This window comes from Caldicellulosiruptor changbaiensis (genome assembly GCF_003999255.1).
Lineage (GTDB): Bacteria > Bacillota > Thermoanaerobacteria > Caldicellulosiruptorales > Caldicellulosiruptoraceae > Caldicellulosiruptor > Caldicellulosiruptor changbaiensis.
In genome coordinates this window covers 98,838-118,441 of record NZ_CP034791.1, presented here as the reverse complement: position 1 = coordinate 118,441, position 19,604 = coordinate 98,838, and the positions used below count along the sequence as shown (strand labels likewise).

The window sequence follows — 19,604 nt, the reverse complement described above, 5'->3', positions numbered from 1 at the left end:
GCCAGCCCTTTTTGAGTTTAAGTTTCTTGTTGCTGGTTGCAAATCTTTACAAACCTGCAGAACGAACACTCCTCAACTGTTGTGACCTGGCCACAAGTTTTGCACTCTCTTAGTTCAAGTTTTTCACTCACATCCTGAAAATGCCTTCTGCCCTTTTCAAGAAAACCATTTAAAAACCTTTGCTTCGTCCCAGGGCTTTCCTCTTCAAGCTTATTTAGTACTTCTTTGAAAAGGATTGAACGTGCTCCCACAGAATGAGGACACTCTTCATGCAAAAACTCAATCTTGTTCAAAAGCACATAGTAGAGGTTTTCTCTTTCTGTTAAAGTATAAAGAGGCTTTACTTTTTTTATGAGTTTTGGATGAGTTTGAGGTAACACTGGCGCTTGTCTTGCAAGATACCCCTCTTCCCAGCTTAAGACATTCCCAAGAAGTGTTGCCGCTTCATCGTCCAAGTTATGACCTGTTGCAACAGCCGAAAAACCACCGTCGTATGCTACCTTGTTAAACAAATATCTTTTGATCGACCCACAAATAGAACAAGGACTCCGTTTTAAAGTCTTTGAAAGCTTGTATATATCAAGTCCAAACTCCTTTTTGATGTCCTTTACAATGAGCGGAAGGTTATTTTTACTTGCAAAGCTCTCAACAACCTTTTGCGACCTGTTGGAATACTCACCTATCCCAAGATTTATATACATTGCAACAACATTGTAGCCCTCTTTGACCAGAACATCCCAAAGAGCCATACTGTCTTTGCCACCAGAGATTACTGCTAAAATCTTATCCTTTTTGTCAAACATCTTGTATTTGCGAATATTTTTAGTTACTTGATTTCTGTAATAATACAAAAAACACTCATTGCAAAAGGCTGCATTGTGTCTTTTGAGCAAAATTTTAGCTTTTTGTTTGCATCTTACACACTTCAATTAATCAAATCCCCCTTCTCATTAGCCACCAGAGATTGCAGAGATTATCTCAACTGTATCTTCATCCTGTAGGATTTCATCTGGAGCAACAATCTCACCGTTTTTTATAAAAACATGTGACTCTAAGCTTATCCCAAGCTCTTTTGCAAGCTGCTGGGCACTTTTCGGTCCTTTTATAGTAACCTGTTTGTTTGTTCCAACAAATACCACTGTCACCTTTAAGATCCCTCCACACAAAATATTAAAAGTACTTTTTTAATTATAGCATACCTCAATTATATCATGAAAATTTTTGAGGAGTTTTTTCTTCTGTGGTTGAAAACATATATTAAAATGATAAAATATAAAAAGAAGATTTTAGCTGGAGCTGAGTTTAAAGTCGATGTTCTTTATAGGAATCTTTGGTATAGAAGAAAAGGCAAAAGTCATTCGTCAAATAGATGTTGAAATATGCCCATTTTGCACTCGCAAAGGCTCGTACACTCTTTTTAAGGTTTATAACTATCTCCATTTCTTTTTTATACCTGTTTTGAGGTGGAACACAAGATATTTTATTCAAACAAGTTGTTGTTCAAAAGTTTACCTTATTACAAACCCTCAACTTGCACATGATTTAGAGCATGGCAAAGATGTGCCTATTACCCTTGCTGATGTTGAGCTTTTCAGAAACTTGCAAGGAATGTACCAAGAAGGCATTGACTCTGATTTTTGTCCAAACTGCGGAAACAGAGTTTTAAAAAACTTCCTGTACTGCCCATATTGTGGTCAAAAACTTGAATAAAATCTTTAAAGACTTACTTTAGAAAGGAGATCTGATAAAAAATGAAAAAGTGTATAGTAGCAAACGACGCTCCAAAACCAGTCGGCCCATATTCACATGCCGTTTTGATTAACAATATGCTTTTTGTGTCTGGCCAGCTTGCTATAAACCCGCAAACTGGCAAAATAGAAGGTGATGACATAAAAGCTCAAACAGAGCTTGTCTTTAAAAATATCGAAGCTATATTAAAAGAAGCTGGGTTTTGTTTTGACGATGTTGTAAAAGTAAACGTATATATTTCAGATTTGGCTGACTTTGCTAAGTTTAATGAAGTCTATAGCAACATCTTCAAAGGAAACTATCCAGCAAGGACAACTGTAGAAGCAAAGCTTTTGCCAGGTGCGTTGGTTGAAGTTGATGTTATTGCTGCAAAGTAAAAGGCTAAAAAAGAAAGGAAGGGCTATTTTAAAAAATGAGAGCTGTTGTTGTTCTGTCTGGTGGAATGGATTCAACCACTCTACTTTATGATGTCAAAAACCAAGGATATGAAACCTATGCTATTAGCTTTTTGTATGGTCAAAAACACTCCAAAGAGCTTGAATTTGCAAAGAAAACCTGTGAACTTTTGAAAGTTCCACACAAGATTGTTGATATATCTTTTTTTGCAGACTTAGCACCATCAGCCTTGACAAAAAGTGGCTGGTCAGTGCCTGAAGGATATTACACAGATGAGAGCATGAAGCAGACAGTTGTTCCAAATCGTAATATGGTCTTTTTAAGCTTGGCAACGTCATATGCAATATCCTTAAAAGCACAAAAACTCTTCTATGGAGCACATGCTGGCGACCATCCTATTTATCCTGACTGCAGAAAAGAATTTGTTGAGGCAATGAAAAGATCAATTCTTCTTTGTGACTATCAAATTGTAGAGCTTGAAGCTCCATATGTAGACTTGAAAAAAGAGGATATTCTAAAGATTGGGCTAAAACTTGGTGTTGACTACTCTCTCACCTGGTCCTGCTACAAAGGCGGTGAAAAAGCATGTGGAAGATGTGGAACTTGTACAGAGCGAATAGAAGCCTTTAAAAAGATAGGGGTAAAAGACCCTATTGAATACGAAATAGAAATTGACTGGGACCAAAAAACAAGAGAAAACTAAAATAATAAGGCTGCCCACACATATTTCAAAGTGGACAGCCTCTTGTATTTTACTTTATCTGCCCATTTCACAGGAGAAAATAACTTTTATCTCTGAATCTTTTGTATTAAGACTTGTATCACTTAAAATGTCAAAAATATCTCCTAACTTATTCCAGATAGCTTTCAATAAGGGGATTTTTCGAAAAGCAGCTCATTGTTCTTTTGAGATATTCTATATTTTGGCTTTCAATCTTCTCTTGTTTATACTGCTTCTCCAAGAAATCAAGCTTCTGTCCGATGATTTATAAACTTTTTCATCAAAATCACCTCATAATTATAAATTAAAAATGTGAATTGTTTTGAATATTCGCATTTTTATCACAATCCCCCTGTACATTTTCGTCAAAACAATTATAATATTAGGTAAATAGAAAAAATATTGGGGAATTTTTATATGTCTAAACTGTCCCAAATGTATTCCTTTTGGAAAAATTCAATTACCCAGTCTAAAGTTAGATTTAACACAAACTTAAGTAGCATATTTCAAGCTCTTTCAGGCTTCTATGAAAACGTGATGCCTGACTTTGCCATAGAATGGGATAGTCTTTTTTCAAACCCCACTTTCAGACATCAACTTTCTCAAAAGATAGAAAGCTTTTTTCAAAAAAGAGAAATAAACTTTGTTGCAATTGATGGCACTTGTACAAAATGGGAAAGTTCAAATTACCTAATATTTTTTGCTGGAGCCTACGGTGCAAGAGGAAAAATCATACTTGCTCCTTACTCGGAAAAAATCAAGTATGAAAAATGGGACTTTTCAAGAGATGTTACAATGATGGCCCAAATACCAATTATGCCTTATGAAATTGAATTAATTGCAAGCGAAGAAGAAAAGAAGTTCTTGGGCATAAGTTCTGATAAAGATTATCAAGAGATTTTAAACCTTCACGTTTCACTTATGCGATTAGCAGAAATCTACCTTGCATACCACATGGCATCGTCCTCTACAATTGACATGCCTCAAATAATCCTTTTAGACCTTATGCCAAGCTCTCTCTTGAGAATTCCATATGTTAATTATAAATCCTTGGGATTGTTAGGTCATAGGTTCAGAAACGATACCATAAAAATTAGTAATGTGGTTGTTTCGCTATCCCATCCTTTTAACTATCAGTTGCTTGTGCCATCTAAAAAGAAGTACAGGGATTATTCATATTTTCTTGCAAAAGTCACTCAAGCCATGAGCCAAGACAGAACAAAAACCACCTTTACTTATGATGAGCTTTGCAGGCTAACTGGGAAAAATATTGAAGATATAAGACGAATTTCCCGGTTTTTGGAAAGAAACCAAATCCTAACGATTAAAGAAGACGGCATACAAATGGATACATCTCCTGATCTTTGTTGGCAATACACAGTTGAATTTTTTGAGTATTTCTGTTCTCAGCTTTTTATCAAAAAAGACCCAAAATCCTTAGAGTTAGATTTTTACAAAGACAGCGGCACATCGTACCAAAATGCCTCGCACCAAAATTTCAAAAGAGTAATATCACATGACGACATCAACTTTTTAATTTCAGTAGGAATAAGAGCTTTAATTGAAAAGTGTTGGGATAACAATATCTTCCTTGTTGGAATTGCAAAGGATTCACAAAGCAGATATTTTTCGCGAAACTATCTTAAACTCCTCGTCGCAAGCAATTTGTTATCAGCTGAAATGAAAGAAAAAATGGAAAAATATCCTATACCCATTTTGTGCAGCGACAGATTGCTTTTTGAAAACTACGCATACTTTAATCGCAATCTCAACTCGCCTTGGTCTTCTGTAGAATTTGACTCTGCACTTTCAACTCTTTTTGTGAATGAAAAAGGCGAAATAACTGGCGTAAAAGGACACATTGTTGCAGATGACAGGATATTTGCAAAATCCATTGCCCAGTTTTTCATCAGTAGAAAGAAAAAAATCCCTTCAATGGGACATGCAATCTTTATAGAAAGGCTTTTGCACCCAAGCCTTGACAAAAATTTTTTGGAAAATACATTAATAGACTCACCTACATTAGGTGCCCTTTGCCCATTTATACACTTAGATAAAACCTATACAAATTGGGGACAAGCAATGAATATGTATTTTTTGAGCGTTCTTACAAAAAATCATTTTCCAGAAGTTATAGGCTATCCTGAACCGCTTCATAAAGCTGACAGAAGCGCAAAGACTCTCTTGAGATTTGCAAAAGGAATTATAAAAAGTTCTGACATAGAAGAAAAAAGATTTCCTCTGGCCAAGCCTTTGAGAAAATTAAGAGACAATACAGATTTTGAAGATGAAAACTAAAAAAGGTGGGAATTGAGAGATGTTTAATCAGGAAATAAGTGGAATACTTATGAAAGTAGATTCGGATTTTTACACCAGATACAGGGCTGAGGTTTGGTTTGACTACACCAAAAAAGCAATAAATGAGATAAAAGAAGGGTCTCTTTTGGCAATCCAGAACTTTTCGTCGTCTTCTGACAAAATCCACTATTGTATTCTTGAAATCTCATCCATTTTGCCTTTGCACTATGGTCTTAACAACGACCTGAGTGGATATCCTGGTTTTTTGGTCGAAGCTGCTGAAAATGTTTATAGAGACTGGGAAGACCAGCAGGATGAACCACTTGATGATGCAACAAAGATAAAATGTATCGCAATCCCCACCAATTTTGAGATTGTTATAAACAGCAGTGGAAAATTAGAAATTGGAATTGAGTCAAATCTTCCTATGATAGGCGCAAAAGCATTTTTGCTTGATGTTGATTTGACAAACAGAATAATCAACCACGGAATTGATGGTCAAGAACAGATAATAAAAATTGGGCATCTAATAAGAGATGAAAATGTCAAGATTTTGCTCAAAACTGAAGAGCTTTTAAGACTTCATTTTGGAATTTTTGGCTTTACAGGTGCTGGAAAGTCAAATCTTTTGAGCACTCTCATTAGAAAAATTATGCTTGATGTAGAACTTCCTGTAAAAATAGTAATTTTTGACTTGATGAGCGAGTACTCAACCCTGCTTGTCGACCTTCTGTATTCAATTGACCAAGCCTATATCATCGGACTTGGCGAAAAGACATTTGTTGGATCTGTCTTAGAGGTTTTTAGAAGCAATCCAGAGGTAGCAGAGCATAAAAAACTGCTTATCAAAGCAGCTAAGGACATGGCATATTCTTCTTTGTACCCAAAAGGTCTTGCCAAATACAGAGACCTTTTTACAAAAGCATTCTATAAAATTTTAAACGATAAAAAGATAAAACTGTGGCAAGATTCAGGTTTGACCTTGGCTGATTTTGTAAGACTCCATGAAAAGCAGCTTTTTAAAGGATATCTTGGAAGAAGCGAAGCAACTTTAAGAGAGCTTGTTGAAAAGATGAAGCAGGTTAACCGCCCACTTGATGTTAATCTTTGTAAGGCTACTATAGAAAGAATAAAAAACAATTATCTTTCAGGGGATTTGAACAGCATAGCTCGTTCTAACTTGGAATTGTTTGTCAAAGAACTTGAAAATAAATATAGGGATCTTACCTCAAATTCCACAAGACCAGAATATACCATAGACCAAGAAACCAGTTTGAATCTACTGAATGATGGTTCTAAAAAATCGCTCTTGATATTCCAATCTCATGACCCAAATGATCTTCGAAACAAAGCGTATCAGCTTGGCATGTCAATCTTTGAAGATAGGCGTAGAAACGGAATAATCGAACCTATAGTGAGCTTTATATTTGATGAGGCAGACGAATTTATTCCACAGGATGCAAAAGATTCTTATGAGCGTTCAAGTGAAGTTGTGATGAACCTTGCAAGAAGAGGAAGGAAATTCGGGCTTGGCGTTGGAATTGCCACTCAGCGAATAACTTATCTTAACACAAACATCATGGCACAGCCCCATACATACTTTGTGAGCAAACTCCCAAGAAAATCTGACCAAGAAAGAATTACTGACGCTTTTGGTATAGGTGAAGATATGTTTAAGCAAACTTTCAAATTCAAAAAAGGCTGCTGGCTTCTTGTAAGCTATGACGCAGTTGGCCTTGAAGCTGTGCCAATGCCAATTTATGTTGAAAATGCAAATGATGCAATAGAAAGGTTCTTAATCAGGCTGTAACCTATATTTCGTTGAAAACTTCATCGTACAACCACTCTTCTTTAGCAAAGCTTATATATACCATTTTCTTGATAAATTGAACATTCATATATTTCATAACAGCTGCTTTATTGATTCATATGGAAAGTTCAAAAAGTATGTAAAATTGATTGTACAATTCTTGATTTATATTTATGCTCTGAATATAGATAAATTTTGCAATTTGACCAAAAGTTATATCTGTCGACCTCCAGTGTAAAAATTTTGAGGTTTGATTTGTATGCGGTTTCATTTAGATTTGGCGTAGCTTTTTTGAAGCTTCTGGCAGCAGCTGGATAGACGAAAGGCTTTGAGGTGGTTTTGTTCATTGATTTTCCTATATTAAACTTAGTTATTCATAAATGTTTTGATATAAAAACATTGACATGTATGCATAATATTGATATAATAAAATCAAGTTATTTGACGTGTTTGTAACCTTCCCTTTGGGGAATGAGAACACCTTAATGACAGCACTCCTTGCTATATTAATTGGTTTGTAACCTTCCCTTTGGGGAATGAGAAAGATATTACTGCAGAAACATTTGAAAAAGAGAGCAAGTTTGTAGCCTGCCCTTTGGAGGTTGAGAGAGGTAGGAGTCTTCTTGCTGAATTTCTTATAAAAAACGTGGTCACCAAAGCTGCAAAAGATGTTGCAGCCCTGATGCCACATGCAAAGGAAACTATCTTTCCTACTCCAAACTTAGGACATTTTCAAGCTCACACTCTTCTTTTATTGTGCACACTCCTTTTGCCCACATTGAAGAGAAATAGTCGCTGATTATGCTTGCAGCTGTTATCCTTCTTTTAAAATACTTTGCAGAGCCAAAACACTGCAAAACTGCTCCGCATTTGAATAAAATCTCAAAACCTTCTTCCTTTTCATCTATTTTAAAAACCTGAGACAAGTTCACATAGCCAAAAATAGGGTCTGTTGACACTCTTGCCTTTCTGGTTTTGACAGGAATAAATGTAACATCTGGAAGAACAATTGGAAGAAGGTTCTTCTGCCCTATCTTTTTTGAGATGAGCTTTTTTATAGTCAAAGGGTCAATTGCATACATAGAATAGAGCTTTTTTGTAAAGCTTCTGATTGACATAGGGCAGACCTTCTTTTCACCGTTTAAAAGAAGAAGCATAACTCCATCGCCGCTATCAAGATACTGTGGCACAAAGTATATAATGTCTCTTGGAATCTTGTCCATTTAAAACCACCATCCTTCTGATACTTCACCAGATTTTACAACTTTTATATTTATTATAACGAACAATTGTTTGCAAGTCAATTGCTTTTAATCTGTATTATTTTTTCTGAGAGCTTGTCTATGGTGTCAGAAAGCTTGTCAATTTTGCTTTCAAATCTTGTTAAAAGATATACGCAAAGCACAATGGGAAAACCTATGTTAGCAATGTTTGTTATAATCTCCTGCACTGATATCACCTCCTGTTAATTTAAATTATTATGTACTTTTATTAAGACATATCGGGGCTGCCTTCTGTTTAGCTTTTAAGAAGACAGCCCCACCAATTTTTAGCCAATGAGCTGATTTACATTTCTGTCTATAATTCTCGCTGAAACCTTCTCAACAATTGGTGCAGACACTGAAAAAATGTTCTTCTGGATTATCAAATTCATTACATTTTCAACCTCCTGCGCTGTCAAATTGCTCTTGGGGTCTGGAATTGAAAGCCTGAATGTCTTGCCATTTTGAAGCCTGAATGTCAAAACCAAAGTGAGCACTGCTTCTCACCTCCTTTCTTGCTAAAAGACTTTTTTAGGCATTAAAGCCTCAAGACCTCAAGTGTATCAGTACACAAGCTCAAAGTTGTTCTGTCTGACGATTGTGTAAAGTGGCTTTGTCTGAAGGCTTGCTATAGCTTGAGCAACCTGATAAACATCCAAATCCTGCGCATCTGGTCGGATGTCATAAGAGAGTGTTTTGACTCTGATTTTGCCAGTTGAAGTTGTCCCATTTTGAAGCTTAATTAAAAGATTTCCTGTAAGTGGATTTGCTGCCATCTTCGCCTCACCTCCTTTCTACAGCTTCTATTTTATCGGGTAGCTGTGCCACTTTCAAAAATTATACGAATATTTGTTTGGTTATTCTGAGTGAGATTTGCTATCAAATGTCGCTCAGATGACTGCAAATCTCATTTGTATGTGCATAAATCTCAAAAAAACTTAAAATAATATCTTTTTGAAACCCATTTTTTAAGGAGGAATCTTTAGAGGTGAACCTTAAAGAAAAGAAGGCAAAAGAGTATCAAGATATGGTAAAAGCTCATGAGCCAAGGACAAACCTTCTCAAAAACTGCATATTTGCCTTTGTTGTCGGTGGAATTATTTGTGATATTGGTCAAGCCTTTTTAAACCTATATTCAATGTACTTTCCAAAAGATGAGGCACAGACACTTACATCCATCACAATGATTTTCCTTGGCGCGTTTTTGACAGGAATTGGCGTGTATGACAAAATAGGCAGGTTTGCAGGGGCTGGCAGCATTGTTCCAATCACTGGTTTTTCAAACTCAATTGTCTCACCTGCTGTTGAGTACAAAAAGGAAGGATTTGTGTTTGGAGTTGGCAGCAAGATGTTCTTGATTGCAGGACCTGTTTTGGTCTATGGAATATCCACCTCAATACTAATTGGTCTTGTGTACTATTTTGTCAAAATTTTTCCAAAGATTTAATTGGCCTCAAGGCTGAACTAAAAAGCCAGCAAAGGGGGCTTTGGCAGATTGAAAAAGGTTGGAAAATCTACTTTCAAGTTTGAAAGCTGCCCTATAATCTCAGACTGTTTTACCATTGTTGGTAAAAAGGAAGGAGAGGGCCCGCTTGGAATTTTCTTTGACATGGTAATTGAGGATGAGTACGCCGGGCAAAAATCTTGGGAGCTTGCAGAAGGAAAGATTTTGAACATAGCAATTTCAAAACTTATTCAAAAAAGTGGTTTTCCTCCTGATGAGGTTGACCTGATCTTAAGCGGCGACCTTTTGAACCAGCTCACAAGCTCTCACTTTGCCACAAGAGATTTGGATATTCCATTTATAGGGCTTTATGGCGCATGTTCAACTTTTGCACTCTCTGTTGGGCTTGCGTGTGTGTTTGTTGACGGTGGGTTTGCAAAAAACGTAATTGCTGCAACGTCATCTCACTTTTGCTCTGCTGAAAAGCAATTCAGATACCCTTTGGAGCTTGGTTGCCAGCGCCCCCCGACAGCGCAGTGGACTGTCACAGGTGCAGCGTCGTTTTTGATAAAGCCTGAGGATGGCACTCAAAAGCCTAAAATTACTCACATTACAGTCGGAAAAATCTTAGACTATGGCATAAAAGACCCGAACAACATGGGTGCGTGCATGGCACCTGCTGCGTTTGACACAATCACCACGCATCTTGAGGATACAAAAAGAGATTTTACCTACTACGATATAATTGTCACAGGTGATTTAGGATATGTGGGAAGAAAGCTTCTTGAAGAGCTTTTCAAAAAAGAAGGGAAAACCTTGCCATTTGAACTTTTTGACTGCGGAATTTTGATGTTTGACCAAAAGACACAAGACACAGGAGCTGGAGCAAGCGGCTGTGCCGCCTCTGCGTGCGTATTTGGTGGATACTTTTACAAGCTCATGCTTCAAAAAACTTTCAAAAGAATTCTCATTGTACCAACTGGTGCTCTTTTGTCTTCTTCAACAGTCCAGCTTGGTGAAAGTATCCCTGTGATTGCTCATGCACTTTCAATTGAGATTGAGTAAATCCTTTGATGTACCTGCTTTTGTAGAGGTGATGATGACAAATGGATTATTTAATAGCATTTGTAGTTGGCGGGCTTATCTGTGTTGCTGGTCAGATTTTGATTGACAAGACAAAGCTGACATCTGCAAGGGTGCTTGTGCTTTTTGTAACCCTTGGCGCAATCTTGCAAGGTCTTGGGCTTTACCAAAAGCTTGTTGATATTGCAGGTGCTGGGGCAACAGTCCCTCTCCCTGGCTTTGGATATTCTTTAGCAAAAGGTGCTATTGAAGAGGTGAAGAAAATTGGGCTTATAGGAGCATTCACAGGGGGAGTCTCAAGGACAGCTGGCGGCATTGCCGCAGCTGTGTTTTTTGGGTATGTAATAGCGCTTATTTTTAATCCTAAGAGTAAGTAGAAATTCCTTCAAAATTATAAATATCGTGATTTACTTATATTTAGCAAATCTGAAATAATTTTTATTTTGTTCTTTGCTTTGTAATCATAATAAGCTACTTTGTACCTTGGCTTAAATTTTTTTGGTCTTCATCTTCTACTGATTCTTATCTTTTATCCTAAGGCTTTTATTACTCTCTCAATTATCATAGGAACTTTTAAAAACTTTTGTTTTTGTTTTTCAATAAAATTAATTATTGCCATCCTCCTTGTTGTGTTCTTTTGCCTTAGTACTATACTTTTTTCTTAAGGAGGATGGCTTTGTATATATATACATTTTTGTTTTTTGTTAACTTGCTTTATTCAACAAGTTAAAACTTATTGCAAAAGCTTTTTTTCAATCTTATTTATATACTCATAGAATTCTTTTTCATATTCTTTATAAACCTTTTTTGTTTCAGGATCCTTAAAAGATTGTAAATCTTCATTTAGAACATTCAATAAAAATATTATTTTTTCAATATCAGGTTTTAACTGAGGAATTGCCTTTTTGTTTTTAGGTTCAATTATCTTTTTTTCAATTTTTTTGAGAAAATTTGTTAATCCAACAACAAAGTTAAGCCTTTCTGTCATTATCTTGCCTATTTCTTTGTCTTCAAATATATTTGGGTCTTTTGCAATTGTCATTGTTAACGTATTATTAAGATAGTACTCTTCTATTCTCCCTCTCAAATATGAAAAATCCACATTTTCATCTTCAGCAAGATGCTTCAAGATATCACTTGCATCAGAAAGTTTATGGGAATATTCAATAAAGAAGATATTTATAATTTTGGCATGATAATTAACTTTAAATGCCTCTAATCTGTTTATTTGATTGAAAAAAAATCCACCCACTATGACACTCAAAACTAAATACACTACGAAACCTGTGATAAAAAATACCTCCACCCTTTTTTTCAATCTTCGCAAAACCTCCATCTTAATATTTAAAAGCATTGTCAGCTGCTTTTTCCCATTTTTGTTCTTGTGGTTTAATTGAGACTGTATATCCTATCGAACCTTCTACTATTCCATTTCCTCCCCATTTTAATTCGTTACTCAAGCTGAGGTTAGTTTGTGCAACTGTATACGTATGAGTATACTGAGCTCCTACCTCATACTAGTCACTATCAACAACTTTTGGAATTAGAACAACTGTAGCATCATAATATATACCAGGACTTATATTTTCATCATATACATTAAATACTAAAGTACCTTTAGATTTATTACTATTATTTTTAGTGCGCACTTTTGAGGTTATTATTTTTATTGCTAAAACAACTTATAACTAAGTAAACTTCTTTGTTTATCTTTTACTGATTATATAAGCCTTTTGCTGCTCTACTTTGCATTTTGAGTATAATTTTCTTTTAATATTATATAACACCTTTTGTTCTTTAATCTTATATCAATATTCAATAAAACGTCAAAGTTTTTTTTTTTATTATAATGGGCTATTTTGGCTGTTTTTTTACAATTTTTTGAGGTATTTCTTTGAATATCTTAATTTTTCTCAATTTTTTACTGCTTTTTGCCTACATTTTTTCAATGCTAACAAATCAAAGTTACACTATATAATAGTTTTAAAACTTTATTAAACTGGTAGATATCAACTAAAAGATTATAAAGTCTTCTTCTTGACAAAAACTTTTTAATAGCCTACCCTCAAAAGTAAAAGCAAATCTTTAAATCTTGTGAGGTGAGGTATTGGATGAAGGTTGTTGCTTTCAATGAAAGTCCAAAAAAAGAAGAAAATACATACCATGCGATAAAGATAGTTGCACAGGAGTTTGAAAAAGAAGGAATTGAGGTTGAAATTGTTCTTGTTGGAGACAAAGCAATAAGAGGATGTCTTGCCTGCGACATGTGTGCAAAAAAATAGAAATGAAAGATGTATAATTGACGATGAGGTGAACGAATGGATACAGAAAATGAAACAAGCTGATGGTATAATCTTGGGCTCACCTGTCCTCTATGCTTCAATCTCTGTAACAATGAAAGCATTCTTGGACAGGGCATTTTATGTGGCTGGTACAAATGGGAATTTGCTTAGGCATAAAGTAGGCGCAGCACTTGTTGCTGTGAGACGCTCAGGCGGTGTGACAGCTTTTAATCAGTTTATGCAGTATTTTTAAATTATGTAGAAATGCTAATTGCTTCATCAAATACCCTCTTCAGCTCATTTATATTAAGCCCTTCTTCTTCACAAAACATTGTATATTGTACCTTTCCAAAACCTCAACTATACCCATGTAAAATCCAAGGCTCAAAATTGCATCAAGATAAGCTTTTTTATCAAACTGCGGTGACTTTTCAAAGTCTTTTGTAAGTTCACTTTTGGCATGTTCAATAAGATTTACAAGCTCCTGTTTTATCTCTTCAGGCGAATGGTAAGGATGGTAATACAGGTAAAGATGTTTCTCATAAACGAAAAGTTCAAATCAACCGCTTCTTTTTTGCTAATAGGCGATGAGAAAAACGCTGCAAAACTTTGCAACTGTATATGTATCTGGTATATCTTTCTGTTTCTTCCTATAATAGGATCTGGAAATGTGATGAAAACCTTGGGCTGTTTTTCTTTGCGTATCCAGTGCATGAGCTTTGTGAAAACAGCAAAACTTCTTACTGCTTCAAGCATTGCGGAAATGTAGATATTGTGTCCGCTTGAAATGTCAATGTATATCTCTTCAATATCCTCTGATAAGTACCTTTCAATCATATCAAACAATATCTCAAGGACAATGGCTTCATATTTGCCATAAAGTTCAACTTTGCCGCCCAAGTACATACCAAGCAATAGACAATCAGCATGTGGTTCTTAGAGCCTTCTAAAGGCATCTTTTCAAAAATCTCAAAAGGATCTTTTAAAAATGGCGCAGGATTTTCTAAGATGGAAGCAAACTCTTTTTTAGATAATCATCTTCTACAAAATCTTTTAGCTTTTCATTTAGAATAATACTAACAGGATGAACCACTACAACCTCTGCTCTGTCTCCTCTTTCTAAAAGAAAATCCCTCAGCACAAAACTTGAAAGTTCTGATTTTCTCTGGAAGCTTACAGTCTCATTAAAAAAATCTTTTATTACAAAATTCTTAAAAGCTGAATTAGGATTGTCAAACCACTCTACTTGGATAGATTAACTTCATTTGCAACAGCTCCTTTCTTAAGTTGCAAGGATATACCTTCTGAACCTTTCGTGCTTGAACACCTTTAAAATTTCAACACTGCCATCTGGTCTTACAACCTCTTTTGACGTTCTTCTGGTTGTTGCGTAAATGGGTACAAAGCCGTGCTTGATGCACCAGCTGACTAAATAAACTGTTGCGCCAAAATCACCCTGAATAAGGCAGTAATTTTCACCTTCACCTTTGTTTACAAGCAAAAATGAGGTGATTGGGTCAAATAGACTGCTTTTGAGCTCTACATCAGGTGGTATATTGCTCCACAAATCCTGCAAGTGCTGAGGAAGAGGAATAATTTGGGTGATTTTAAACACATCTTTTGCTTCTTTTTCTTGATCTTCTGTGAGCGTGTGATTGAAAATCAAAAACAGCTTGTTCAATCTCGTCACTCCCTGTCAACCAATATTATATACCAGCCAAAAATTTAAGTGAACAGCTTTTTTTGGGTTACAATAGAAATTATAAAATAGGTCAAGTTAAAAGCAAAAGTGCAAAAAATATGCGATAAAAGTCTTAAACAAACTGATTACCTGCAGTATTCAAATTGTTTGCAACCAAGCTTCTTTTGTATTTCTTATCTTAGAATTATATACTTTGTTCTTTTCAGAACATGACAAACATATTCAACATAATAAACTATGGAATACAAAATTTATGCACTCGCAGCTGCATTTTGATGAATTTTGACCAAAAGTCATATCTGTAGACCTCCGGTTGCAAAATTTTGTAGTTTGATTTGTATTCGGTTTTATGGAGATTTAGTGCAGCTTTTTTGAAGCTTCTGGCAGCAGCTGGACAGACGGAAGGGTTTTATAGGGATTGAAACCTTGGTGCTTCTTATTTGAGTGGCATTTTGATATGGTGTACTAAAATAAAAACATTTACAGTCTTACATATTTTGATATAATAAAATTGAGTCTTTTTACGTTGGTTTGTAGCCTACCCTTTGGGAATTGGAATGCAGCTGCAATGAATACTGTGGCAAATTCCGCAACTGCTTTTGTGATCTGCTTATTGGAAATTGAAAATTGAAATTCAAAAAGGAGGAAATCTCTTTTATGACTTTTTACCTTCCTAAAACACGAGTACTCATTACTAAATACAATAAAGTAATACAGTTAAAAGACGAACTTAAAGACCTTTTAGCTACATTAAGCGATGAAGAAATATACGAGATTTTAGTCAGTATCTTTGGCAATCAAATTAGCCGTTTTGAGGACTTTATAGTAGAAAGAGAATAACCTTATAAACTTTATAAACCTTGTAAACTTTGACTTTTTTCATCTCTTCTTTTCTAATAATTTACCACTTTGTGTTATCCTTCTTCTAAACTTCACATAAAATTTGACCTTTCATAAAATCCTCAAATAGATAAAATTGTATATTGTAAAGTTTGAAAAATGCCAAACCTGAAAGAAGGGCATAAAACATTGGAAAAGACCATTGATGTAAAAGGCTCTATTTTGCAAGCCTACATTGTTTGTAAAAGACAAGCTTGGCTTTTGTCACGAAACATTGGACCATCGCCAGATAATCCCTTTTTGGAGATAGGCAAGTTAATATCGCAGGAGTATTACAAACACGATAAAAAGGAAGTGTACTTTGACGGGGTGGTTTTAGACTTAATCCGACAGGAAAATGAGGTTTTGCTGGTTGGGGAGATAAAAAAGTCGTCACGAGCAAAAAGCGCTGCTATCTTGCAACTCAAATTCTACCTTTACAAACTCTTTAAAAACAATATAAACGCACATGGCAAACTTCTAATCCCTGAAGAAAAGAAGACATTTGATGTCCAACTTTCCTTTGATGACATTACAGAGATTGAAAACCTCATTGAAGAAATTTCTCTTTTTCTTTCAAGCCCTTCACCACCCCAGCCGCAAAAAATCAAAGCGTGTTCAAAATGTTCGTATAAGGAGTTTTGCTGGGCATGAAAAGACCAATTTACATTTTTTCAGACGGCGTCTTGAGAAGAAAAAACAACACTCTGTATTTTGAAAGTGAAGGTGTGCAAAAGTTCATTCCAGTTGAGAATACATCAGAGATTTACATCTTTGGAGAGGTTGAGCTGAACAAAAGATTTTTAGAGTTTTTGACTCAAAGTGAGATAATTCTACACTTTTTCAACAGGTATGGCTACTACGTTGGAAGCTTTTATCCACGTGAGTACCTAAACTCTGGTTACATGATTTTAAAACAGGCTGAGCACTACCTTGATACACAAAAGAGGCTTTCTCTTGCCAGAACATTTGTCGAAGGCGGCTACAAAAATATGAGACAGGTTTTAAAATACTACCAGAGCCGTGGCATTGATGAGCTTGAGCGATATATCCAGCAGATGGAAAACCTATTTGGCAGCGTTTCTAACATCAATGATATTAACTCTCTAATGGCAATTGAAGGAAACATTAGGCAAACCTATTACTCAGCCTTTGACCTCATCATAGACAAAGATGATTTCAAGTTTGAAAAAAGGTCAAAACGCCCACCAAAAAATGCACTCAATACACTCATTAGTTTTGGCAATTCAATGATGTACACAATTGTTCTTTCAGAAATTTACAGAACTCATCTTGACCCACGGATAGGATATCTTCACGCTACAAATTTCAGAAGATTTACACTCAACTTAGACGTTGCTGAAATCTTCAAGCCAATAATTGTCGACAGGCTTATCTTTTCAATAATCTCAAAGAACATGTTAAAGCCAGAGCACTTTGAACAGGACTTAGAGGGAATAGTTATCAGAGATGATGCCAAAAAGCTCTTTATTGATGAACTTGAACAAAGACTCTCAACAACAATCTCTGTTAAGAACATTGGTAATTATGTCTCATACAGGCAGCTTATAAGAATTGAGCTTTATAAGATTGAAAAGCATCTCATGGGCGAAAAGGAATATCAACCATATGTAACCCAATGGTAATTGAGGTGAAGAGGATTTGTACACAATCCTTGTGTACGATGTCAATGAAAAACGTGTTGCAAAAGCATTAAAGGTGTGCCGAAAATACCTCAACTGGGTGCAAAATTCTGTGTTTGAAGGTGAGATTTCAGAGGCAAAGCTGAAAAAGCTAAAGTTTGAGCTTTCTCAAAAGCTAAACCTTGAAGAAGACTCTGTTATTATTTACAACTTCCAAAGTCGCCTCTATTCCCAAAGAGAAATACTTGGTGTTGAGAAAAACAACTTAGACAGATTTATTTAAAAAATTAAGTTACATGGTTGAAATTCTAATTTGGTTGTGATAAGCTAAATTTTAGTAAAATCAAAGAGGTGCCAAAAAAATGATTGAAGCTGTTGCTGAACTGGGTAGATTCGTGCTGGAGGGAAAATCAAAGTCAGTCTCACAAGAGGGCAGCTCCTCTGATGTTCTATCAAATAATCTTTCTTCTTTTTTATCGCGAATTGAAAGCGAAAAAATCCTTTTTATCCTTTTAAATCAAAACCAAGGAAAGTTTGAATACTGCGGGCTTGAACTTCAAGACCCAATGGAGTCAAGAACACAATTTTACCTTTTCAGCCAAGGTGCAAAAGGCGGTGGGACAAACTTTTCACCTACATGTACTCTTGTAAAGCCAAAAGCTACAAAAAATATGTCAGAGGCCCAAATAAAAGATAACATAAAATCCCAAGTTGAAAAGACGTTTCAGCAAAAGGTTGAAAACTGGTTTTCGAACAAGGCACAGCCTCTTGCTAAGAAATTCTCGAAATTAAAAATTTTAACTCAATCTGATGCAGATTTTATTGAAAAGATAACACAAGCCATAAAAGAGCAAAGAAAAAGAATTATAGATGACATTTCCCAAACCATTTATGACATTGAGCTTAAAAAAGGAAATAGCATACTTCTCTCTTTTCTCATCAATGGTAAGTACATTGGCGAATATGAGATTTTCAAACTGTTTTTGCTTGAACTTATAAAAGAGAAAAACCAAAGGTCAAGTTCGCAGGATAAAACATGTTCTTTGTGCAAACAAAAAAGAGAAAATGTCTCTGGTATGGTCAACGTTTTCAAATTCTATACCATTGATAAGCCGGGGTTTATAAAAGGTGGATTTTCGCCTGAGAATGCATGGAAAAACTTCCCTGTATGTTCAAGCTGTCAAACACATCTTAGTGAAGGCAGAAAGTACTTGGAACAAAACCTTCAATTTAAATTTTACAACTTTAGATACCTTCTCATACCAAAGTTCACACTTGGATTTGACTCTGAATATGCAGAAATCCTTGATATTCTTGAAAAAACACAAAAAGACATCCGACTTGGTGAGAGAAAATTAGAGCATATCACAGACGATGAAAATGAAATTCTTGAAATTGTGAGCGAATTTAATGACTCTATGTCAGTTACATTCCTGTTTTTAACAACACAAATGGGCGCGGAGAGAATTGTCCTTCTGATTGAAGATGTCTTCCCATCACACTTAAAGAACATATTTGATGCAAAAAGACATACAGAAAAGAAATTTCGCAAACTCTTTGACAACCCTGACATTGACTTTACTTTCCAGCAGATTAAACACTTTTTCTCAAAGAGCAACAGGCTTAGGAAAAAGCCAGATCTCGACAGCTATTTTTTAGAGATAACAGAAAGCATTTTTAAGAAAAAGCCTATTGACTTTGACTTTTTACTCTCTCATTTTTGTCGAAGGCTTCAGGATGACATTGTAAATAGCGACTTATCAGCTTTCTACGTTTCTTGTAGCTATGCAATGGAAGTTTTAGAATTTCTGAGTAAACTAAACATTCTAAAGCTAAAAGGAGATGAGATGAATATGCCTTTTGAAACTCCGTTTGACGAGATTTTAAATGAGTTTCCTGTTGCATCTGCAAACCCTGCTGTAAAAGGAATTATCCTTGTTGGCGCGCTTTGTGACATGCTTTTGAGAATTCAGTCAGCGGGTCTTAAAAAAGCGCCTGGAAGAATGCCGCCGTTTGCCAAAAATTTGAAAGGGCTTAGGTTAAAACAAGCTGATATCATCTCACTTCTGCCAAAGATTGAAAACAAACTTATGGAATACTCAGCGTTTGGCAAGGCAAAGAAACTTGTTGCTGCTACAGCTTCAGAGCTTTTGCTAAAAGCGCCAGCTGACTGGAAATTATCTTCCGATGAGGTAAGTTTTTACTTTGCCTGTGGTATGAATCTTGGTCAAAAAATCAGGGACCTTGCAAAGAAATTGACAAATGACACAGAAGAGGCTGAAGATGAAGAATAAAACCTTATGTTTTAAAAAATTCAAATAATCAGAAGGGGGAA

Annotated in this window: 23 protein-coding genes and 2 pseudogenes; 14 read left to right on the top strand and 11 right to left on the bottom strand. The window is 35.5% G+C overall.

Annotated elements, in window-relative coordinates:
• Window positions 1–17: 17 nt before the first annotated feature.
• Window positions 18–929: a TIGR00269 family protein gene (locus tag ELD05_RS00515; RefSeq protein WP_127350905.1), complete on the bottom strand. Its 912-nt coding sequence runs from the start codon at window positions 927–929 to the stop codon at window positions 18–20.
• Window positions 930–950: 21 nt separating this feature from the next.
• The gene (locus tag ELD05_RS00510) at window positions 951–1,145 is read right to left on the bottom strand and encodes a MoaD/ThiS family protein (RefSeq protein ID WP_127350903.1); all 195 of its coding nucleotides are present in this window, start codon (window positions 1,143–1,145) and stop codon (window positions 951–953) included.
• Window positions 1,146–1,311: 166 nt separating this feature from the next.
• On the opposite strand from ELD05_RS00510, the gene ELD05_RS00505 reads away from it, so the two are divergent.
• The 5 genes from ELD05_RS00505 (at window position 1,312) to ELD05_RS00485 (ending at window position 6,974) form a co-directional block, all read left to right on the top strand.
• On the top strand, window positions 1,312–1,710 hold the full coding sequence (locus ELD05_RS00505) for a zinc ribbon domain-containing protein (protein WP_127350902.1): 399 nt from the start codon (window positions 1,312–1,314) through the stop codon (window positions 1,708–1,710).
• Between the two features lie 41 nt (window positions 1,711–1,751).
• Window positions 1,752–2,126 (top strand): RidA family protein, encoded by a 375-nt coding sequence (locus ELD05_RS00500; RefSeq protein WP_039767037.1) that lies wholly within the window; start codon window positions 1,752–1,754, stop codon window positions 2,124–2,126.
• Window positions 2,127–2,161: 35 nt separating this feature from the next.
• A complete protein-coding gene (gene queC / locus ELD05_RS00495) occupies window positions 2,162–2,848 on the top strand; it encodes a 7-cyano-7-deazaguanine synthase QueC (RefSeq protein WP_127350901.1) in 687 nt (228 codons plus the stop codon).
• 435 nt (window positions 2,849–3,283) lie between these two features.
• The gene (locus ELD05_RS00490) at window positions 3,284–5,164 is read left to right on the top strand and encodes a hypothetical protein (protein ID WP_127350900.1); all 1,881 of its coding nucleotides are present in this window, start codon (window positions 3,284–3,286) and stop codon (window positions 5,162–5,164) included.
• A gap of 19 nt (window positions 5,165–5,183) precedes the next feature.
• Window positions 5,184–6,974, top strand: a complete 1,791-nt coding sequence (locus ELD05_RS00485) for an ATP-binding protein (protein ID WP_127350899.1) — start codon at window positions 5,184–5,186, stop codon at window positions 6,972–6,974.
• A 710-nt stretch (window positions 6,975–7,684) separates the two neighbouring features.
• Here ELD05_RS00485 and ELD05_RS00480 read toward each other — a convergent pair.
• The 4 genes from ELD05_RS00480 to ELD05_RS00465 all read right to left on the bottom strand — a co-directional run bounded on the left by ELD05_RS00480 (window position 7,685) and on the right by ELD05_RS00465 (window position 9,012).
• Window positions 7,685–8,197: a hypothetical protein gene (locus ELD05_RS00480; protein ID WP_127350898.1), complete on the bottom strand. Its 513-nt coding sequence runs from the start codon at window positions 8,195–8,197 to the stop codon at window positions 7,685–7,687.
• Window positions 8,198–8,274: 77 nt separating this feature from the next.
• Window positions 8,275–8,424: a YvrJ family protein gene (locus ELD05_RS00475; RefSeq protein WP_011915711.1), complete on the bottom strand. Its 150-nt coding sequence runs from the start codon at window positions 8,422–8,424 to the stop codon at window positions 8,275–8,277.
• Between the two features lie 99 nt (window positions 8,425–8,523).
• A complete protein-coding gene (locus ELD05_RS00470; protein WP_039767048.1) occupies window positions 8,524–8,733 on the bottom strand; it encodes a DUF2922 domain-containing protein in 210 nt (69 codons plus the stop codon).
• 66 nt (window positions 8,734–8,799) lie between these two features.
• The gene (locus tag ELD05_RS00465; protein WP_127350897.1) at window positions 8,800–9,012 is read right to left on the bottom strand and encodes a DUF1659 domain-containing protein; all 213 of its coding nucleotides are present in this window, start codon (window positions 9,010–9,012) and stop codon (window positions 8,800–8,802) included.
• 212 nt (window positions 9,013–9,224) lie between these two features.
• On the opposite strand from ELD05_RS00465, the gene spoVAC reads away from it, so the two are divergent.
• The 3 genes from spoVAC to spoVAE are packed head-to-tail and all read left to right on the top strand — an operon-like array spanning window position 9,225 to window position 11,140.
• Window positions 9,225–9,683, top strand: a complete 459-nt coding sequence (gene spoVAC, locus ELD05_RS00460) for a stage V sporulation protein AC (RefSeq protein WP_127350896.1) — start codon at window positions 9,225–9,227, stop codon at window positions 9,681–9,683.
• A gap of 48 nt (window positions 9,684–9,731) precedes the next feature.
• Complete coding sequence (gene spoVAD / locus ELD05_RS00455) at window positions 9,732–10,745, top strand: stage V sporulation protein AD (protein ID WP_127350895.1); 1,014 nt, start codon at window positions 9,732–9,734, stop codon at window positions 10,743–10,745.
• A gap of 41 nt (window positions 10,746–10,786) precedes the next feature.
• On the top strand, window positions 10,787–11,140 hold the full coding sequence (gene spoVAE, locus ELD05_RS00450) for a stage V sporulation protein AE (RefSeq protein ID WP_127350894.1): 354 nt from the start codon (window positions 10,787–10,789) through the stop codon (window positions 11,138–11,140).
• A gap of 44 nt (window positions 11,141–11,184) precedes the next feature.
• Here spoVAE and ELD05_RS14225 read toward each other — a convergent pair.
• Window positions 11,185–11,382 (bottom strand): annotated as a pseudogene (locus tag ELD05_RS14225) (ISNCY family transposase); the annotation flags it as partial.
• A 114-nt stretch (window positions 11,383–11,496) separates the two neighbouring features.
• Window positions 11,497–12,117 (bottom strand): hypothetical protein, encoded by a 621-nt coding sequence (locus tag ELD05_RS00445; protein WP_241243545.1) that lies wholly within the window; start codon window positions 12,115–12,117, stop codon window positions 11,497–11,499.
• Between the two features lie 757 nt (window positions 12,118–12,874).
• Here ELD05_RS00445 and ELD05_RS14970 point away from each other — a divergent pair.
• Window positions 12,875–13,330 (top strand): annotated as a pseudogene (locus ELD05_RS14970) (flavodoxin family protein); the annotation flags it as partial.
• A gap of 204 nt (window positions 13,331–13,534) precedes the next feature.
• Here ELD05_RS14970 and ELD05_RS00435 read toward each other — a convergent pair.
• From ELD05_RS00435 to csx20, 3 genes are all read right to left on the bottom strand, one after another.
• On the bottom strand, window positions 13,535–13,960 hold the full coding sequence (locus tag ELD05_RS00435; protein WP_127350893.1) for a TM1812 family CRISPR-associated protein: 426 nt from the start codon (window positions 13,958–13,960) through the stop codon (window positions 13,535–13,537).
• Between the two features lie 88 nt (window positions 13,961–14,048).
• A complete protein-coding gene (locus tag ELD05_RS13915) occupies window positions 14,049–14,186 on the bottom strand; it encodes a hypothetical protein (protein ID WP_164742553.1) in 138 nt (45 codons plus the stop codon).
• A gap of 141 nt (window positions 14,187–14,327) precedes the next feature.
• Entirely contained in the window at window positions 14,328–14,726 is a 399-nt protein-coding gene (csx20, locus tag ELD05_RS00430) for a CRISPR-associated protein Csx20 (RefSeq protein WP_127350892.1), read from the bottom strand.
• A 648-nt stretch (window positions 14,727–15,374) separates the two neighbouring features.
• On the opposite strand from csx20, the gene ELD05_RS00425 reads away from it, so the two are divergent.
• From ELD05_RS00425 to ELD05_RS00405, 5 genes are all read left to right on the top strand, one after another.
• A complete protein-coding gene (locus tag ELD05_RS00425; RefSeq protein WP_127350891.1) occupies window positions 15,375–15,587 on the top strand; it encodes a cytochrome c-type biogenesis protein in 213 nt (70 codons plus the stop codon).
• A gap of 189 nt (window positions 15,588–15,776) precedes the next feature.
• Complete coding sequence (cas4, locus tag ELD05_RS00420; protein ID WP_127350890.1) at window positions 15,777–16,280, top strand: CRISPR-associated protein Cas4; 504 nt, start codon at window positions 15,777–15,779, stop codon at window positions 16,278–16,280.
• Window positions 16,277–17,272 (top strand): type I-B CRISPR-associated endonuclease Cas1b, encoded by a 996-nt coding sequence (cas1b, locus tag ELD05_RS00415; RefSeq protein ID WP_127350889.1) that lies wholly within the window; start codon window positions 16,277–16,279, stop codon window positions 17,270–17,272. Before cas4 ends, cas1b begins: the two co-directional genes overlap by 4 nt.
• 16 nt (window positions 17,273–17,288) lie before the next feature.
• A complete protein-coding gene (gene cas2 / locus ELD05_RS00410; RefSeq protein ID WP_013291506.1) occupies window positions 17,289–17,552 on the top strand; it encodes a CRISPR-associated endonuclease Cas2 in 264 nt (87 codons plus the stop codon).
• 79 nt (window positions 17,553–17,631) lie between these two features.
• Window positions 17,632–19,563 carry a TIGR02556 family CRISPR-associated protein gene (locus ELD05_RS00405; RefSeq protein WP_127350888.1) on the top strand — a complete coding sequence of 644 codons (1,932 nt, stop codon included), beginning with the start codon at window positions 17,632–17,634 and terminating at the stop codon, window positions 19,561–19,563.
• The last annotated feature ends 41 nt before the right edge of the window (window positions 19,564–19,604 follow it).

Bases quoted from the DNA above. Each gene is read 5' to 3' on its own strand.
- ELD05_RS00505 (WP_127350902.1), top strand. From the start codon at position 1,312: ATGTTCTTTATAGGAATCTTTGGTATAGAAGAAAAGGCAAAAGTCATT.
- cas1b (WP_127350889.1), top strand. From the start codon at position 16,277: ATGAAAAGACCAATTTACATTTTTTCAGACGGCGTCTTGAGAAGAAAA.
- ELD05_RS00480 (WP_127350898.1), bottom strand. From the start codon at position 8,197: ATGGACAAGATTCCAAGAGACATTATATACTTTGTGCCACAGTATCTT.
- ELD05_RS00500 (WP_039767037.1), top strand. From the start codon at position 1,752: ATGAAAAAGTGTATAGTAGCAAACGACGCTCCAAAACCAGTCGGCCCA.
- ELD05_RS00465 (WP_127350897.1), bottom strand. From the start codon at position 9,012: ATGGCAGCAAATCCACTTACAGGAAATCTTTTAATTAAGCTTCAAAAT.
- ELD05_RS00490 (WP_127350900.1), top strand. From the start codon at position 3,284: ATGTCTAAACTGTCCCAAATGTATTCCTTTTGGAAAAATTCAATTACC.
- queC (WP_127350901.1), top strand. From the start codon at position 2,162: ATGAGAGCTGTTGTTGTTCTGTCTGGTGGAATGGATTCAACCACTCTA.
- ELD05_RS00485 (WP_127350899.1), top strand. From the start codon at position 5,184: ATGTTTAATCAGGAAATAAGTGGAATACTTATGAAAGTAGATTCGGAT.
- ELD05_RS00405 (WP_127350888.1), top strand. From the start codon at position 17,632: ATGATTGAAGCTGTTGCTGAACTGGGTAGATTCGTGCTGGAGGGAAAA.
- spoVAE (WP_127350894.1), top strand. From the start codon at position 10,787: ATGGATTATTTAATAGCATTTGTAGTTGGCGGGCTTATCTGTGTTGCT.
- ELD05_RS00445 (WP_241243545.1), bottom strand. From the start codon at position 12,117: ATGCTTTTAAATATTAAGATGGAGGTTTTGCGAAGATTGAAAAAAAGG.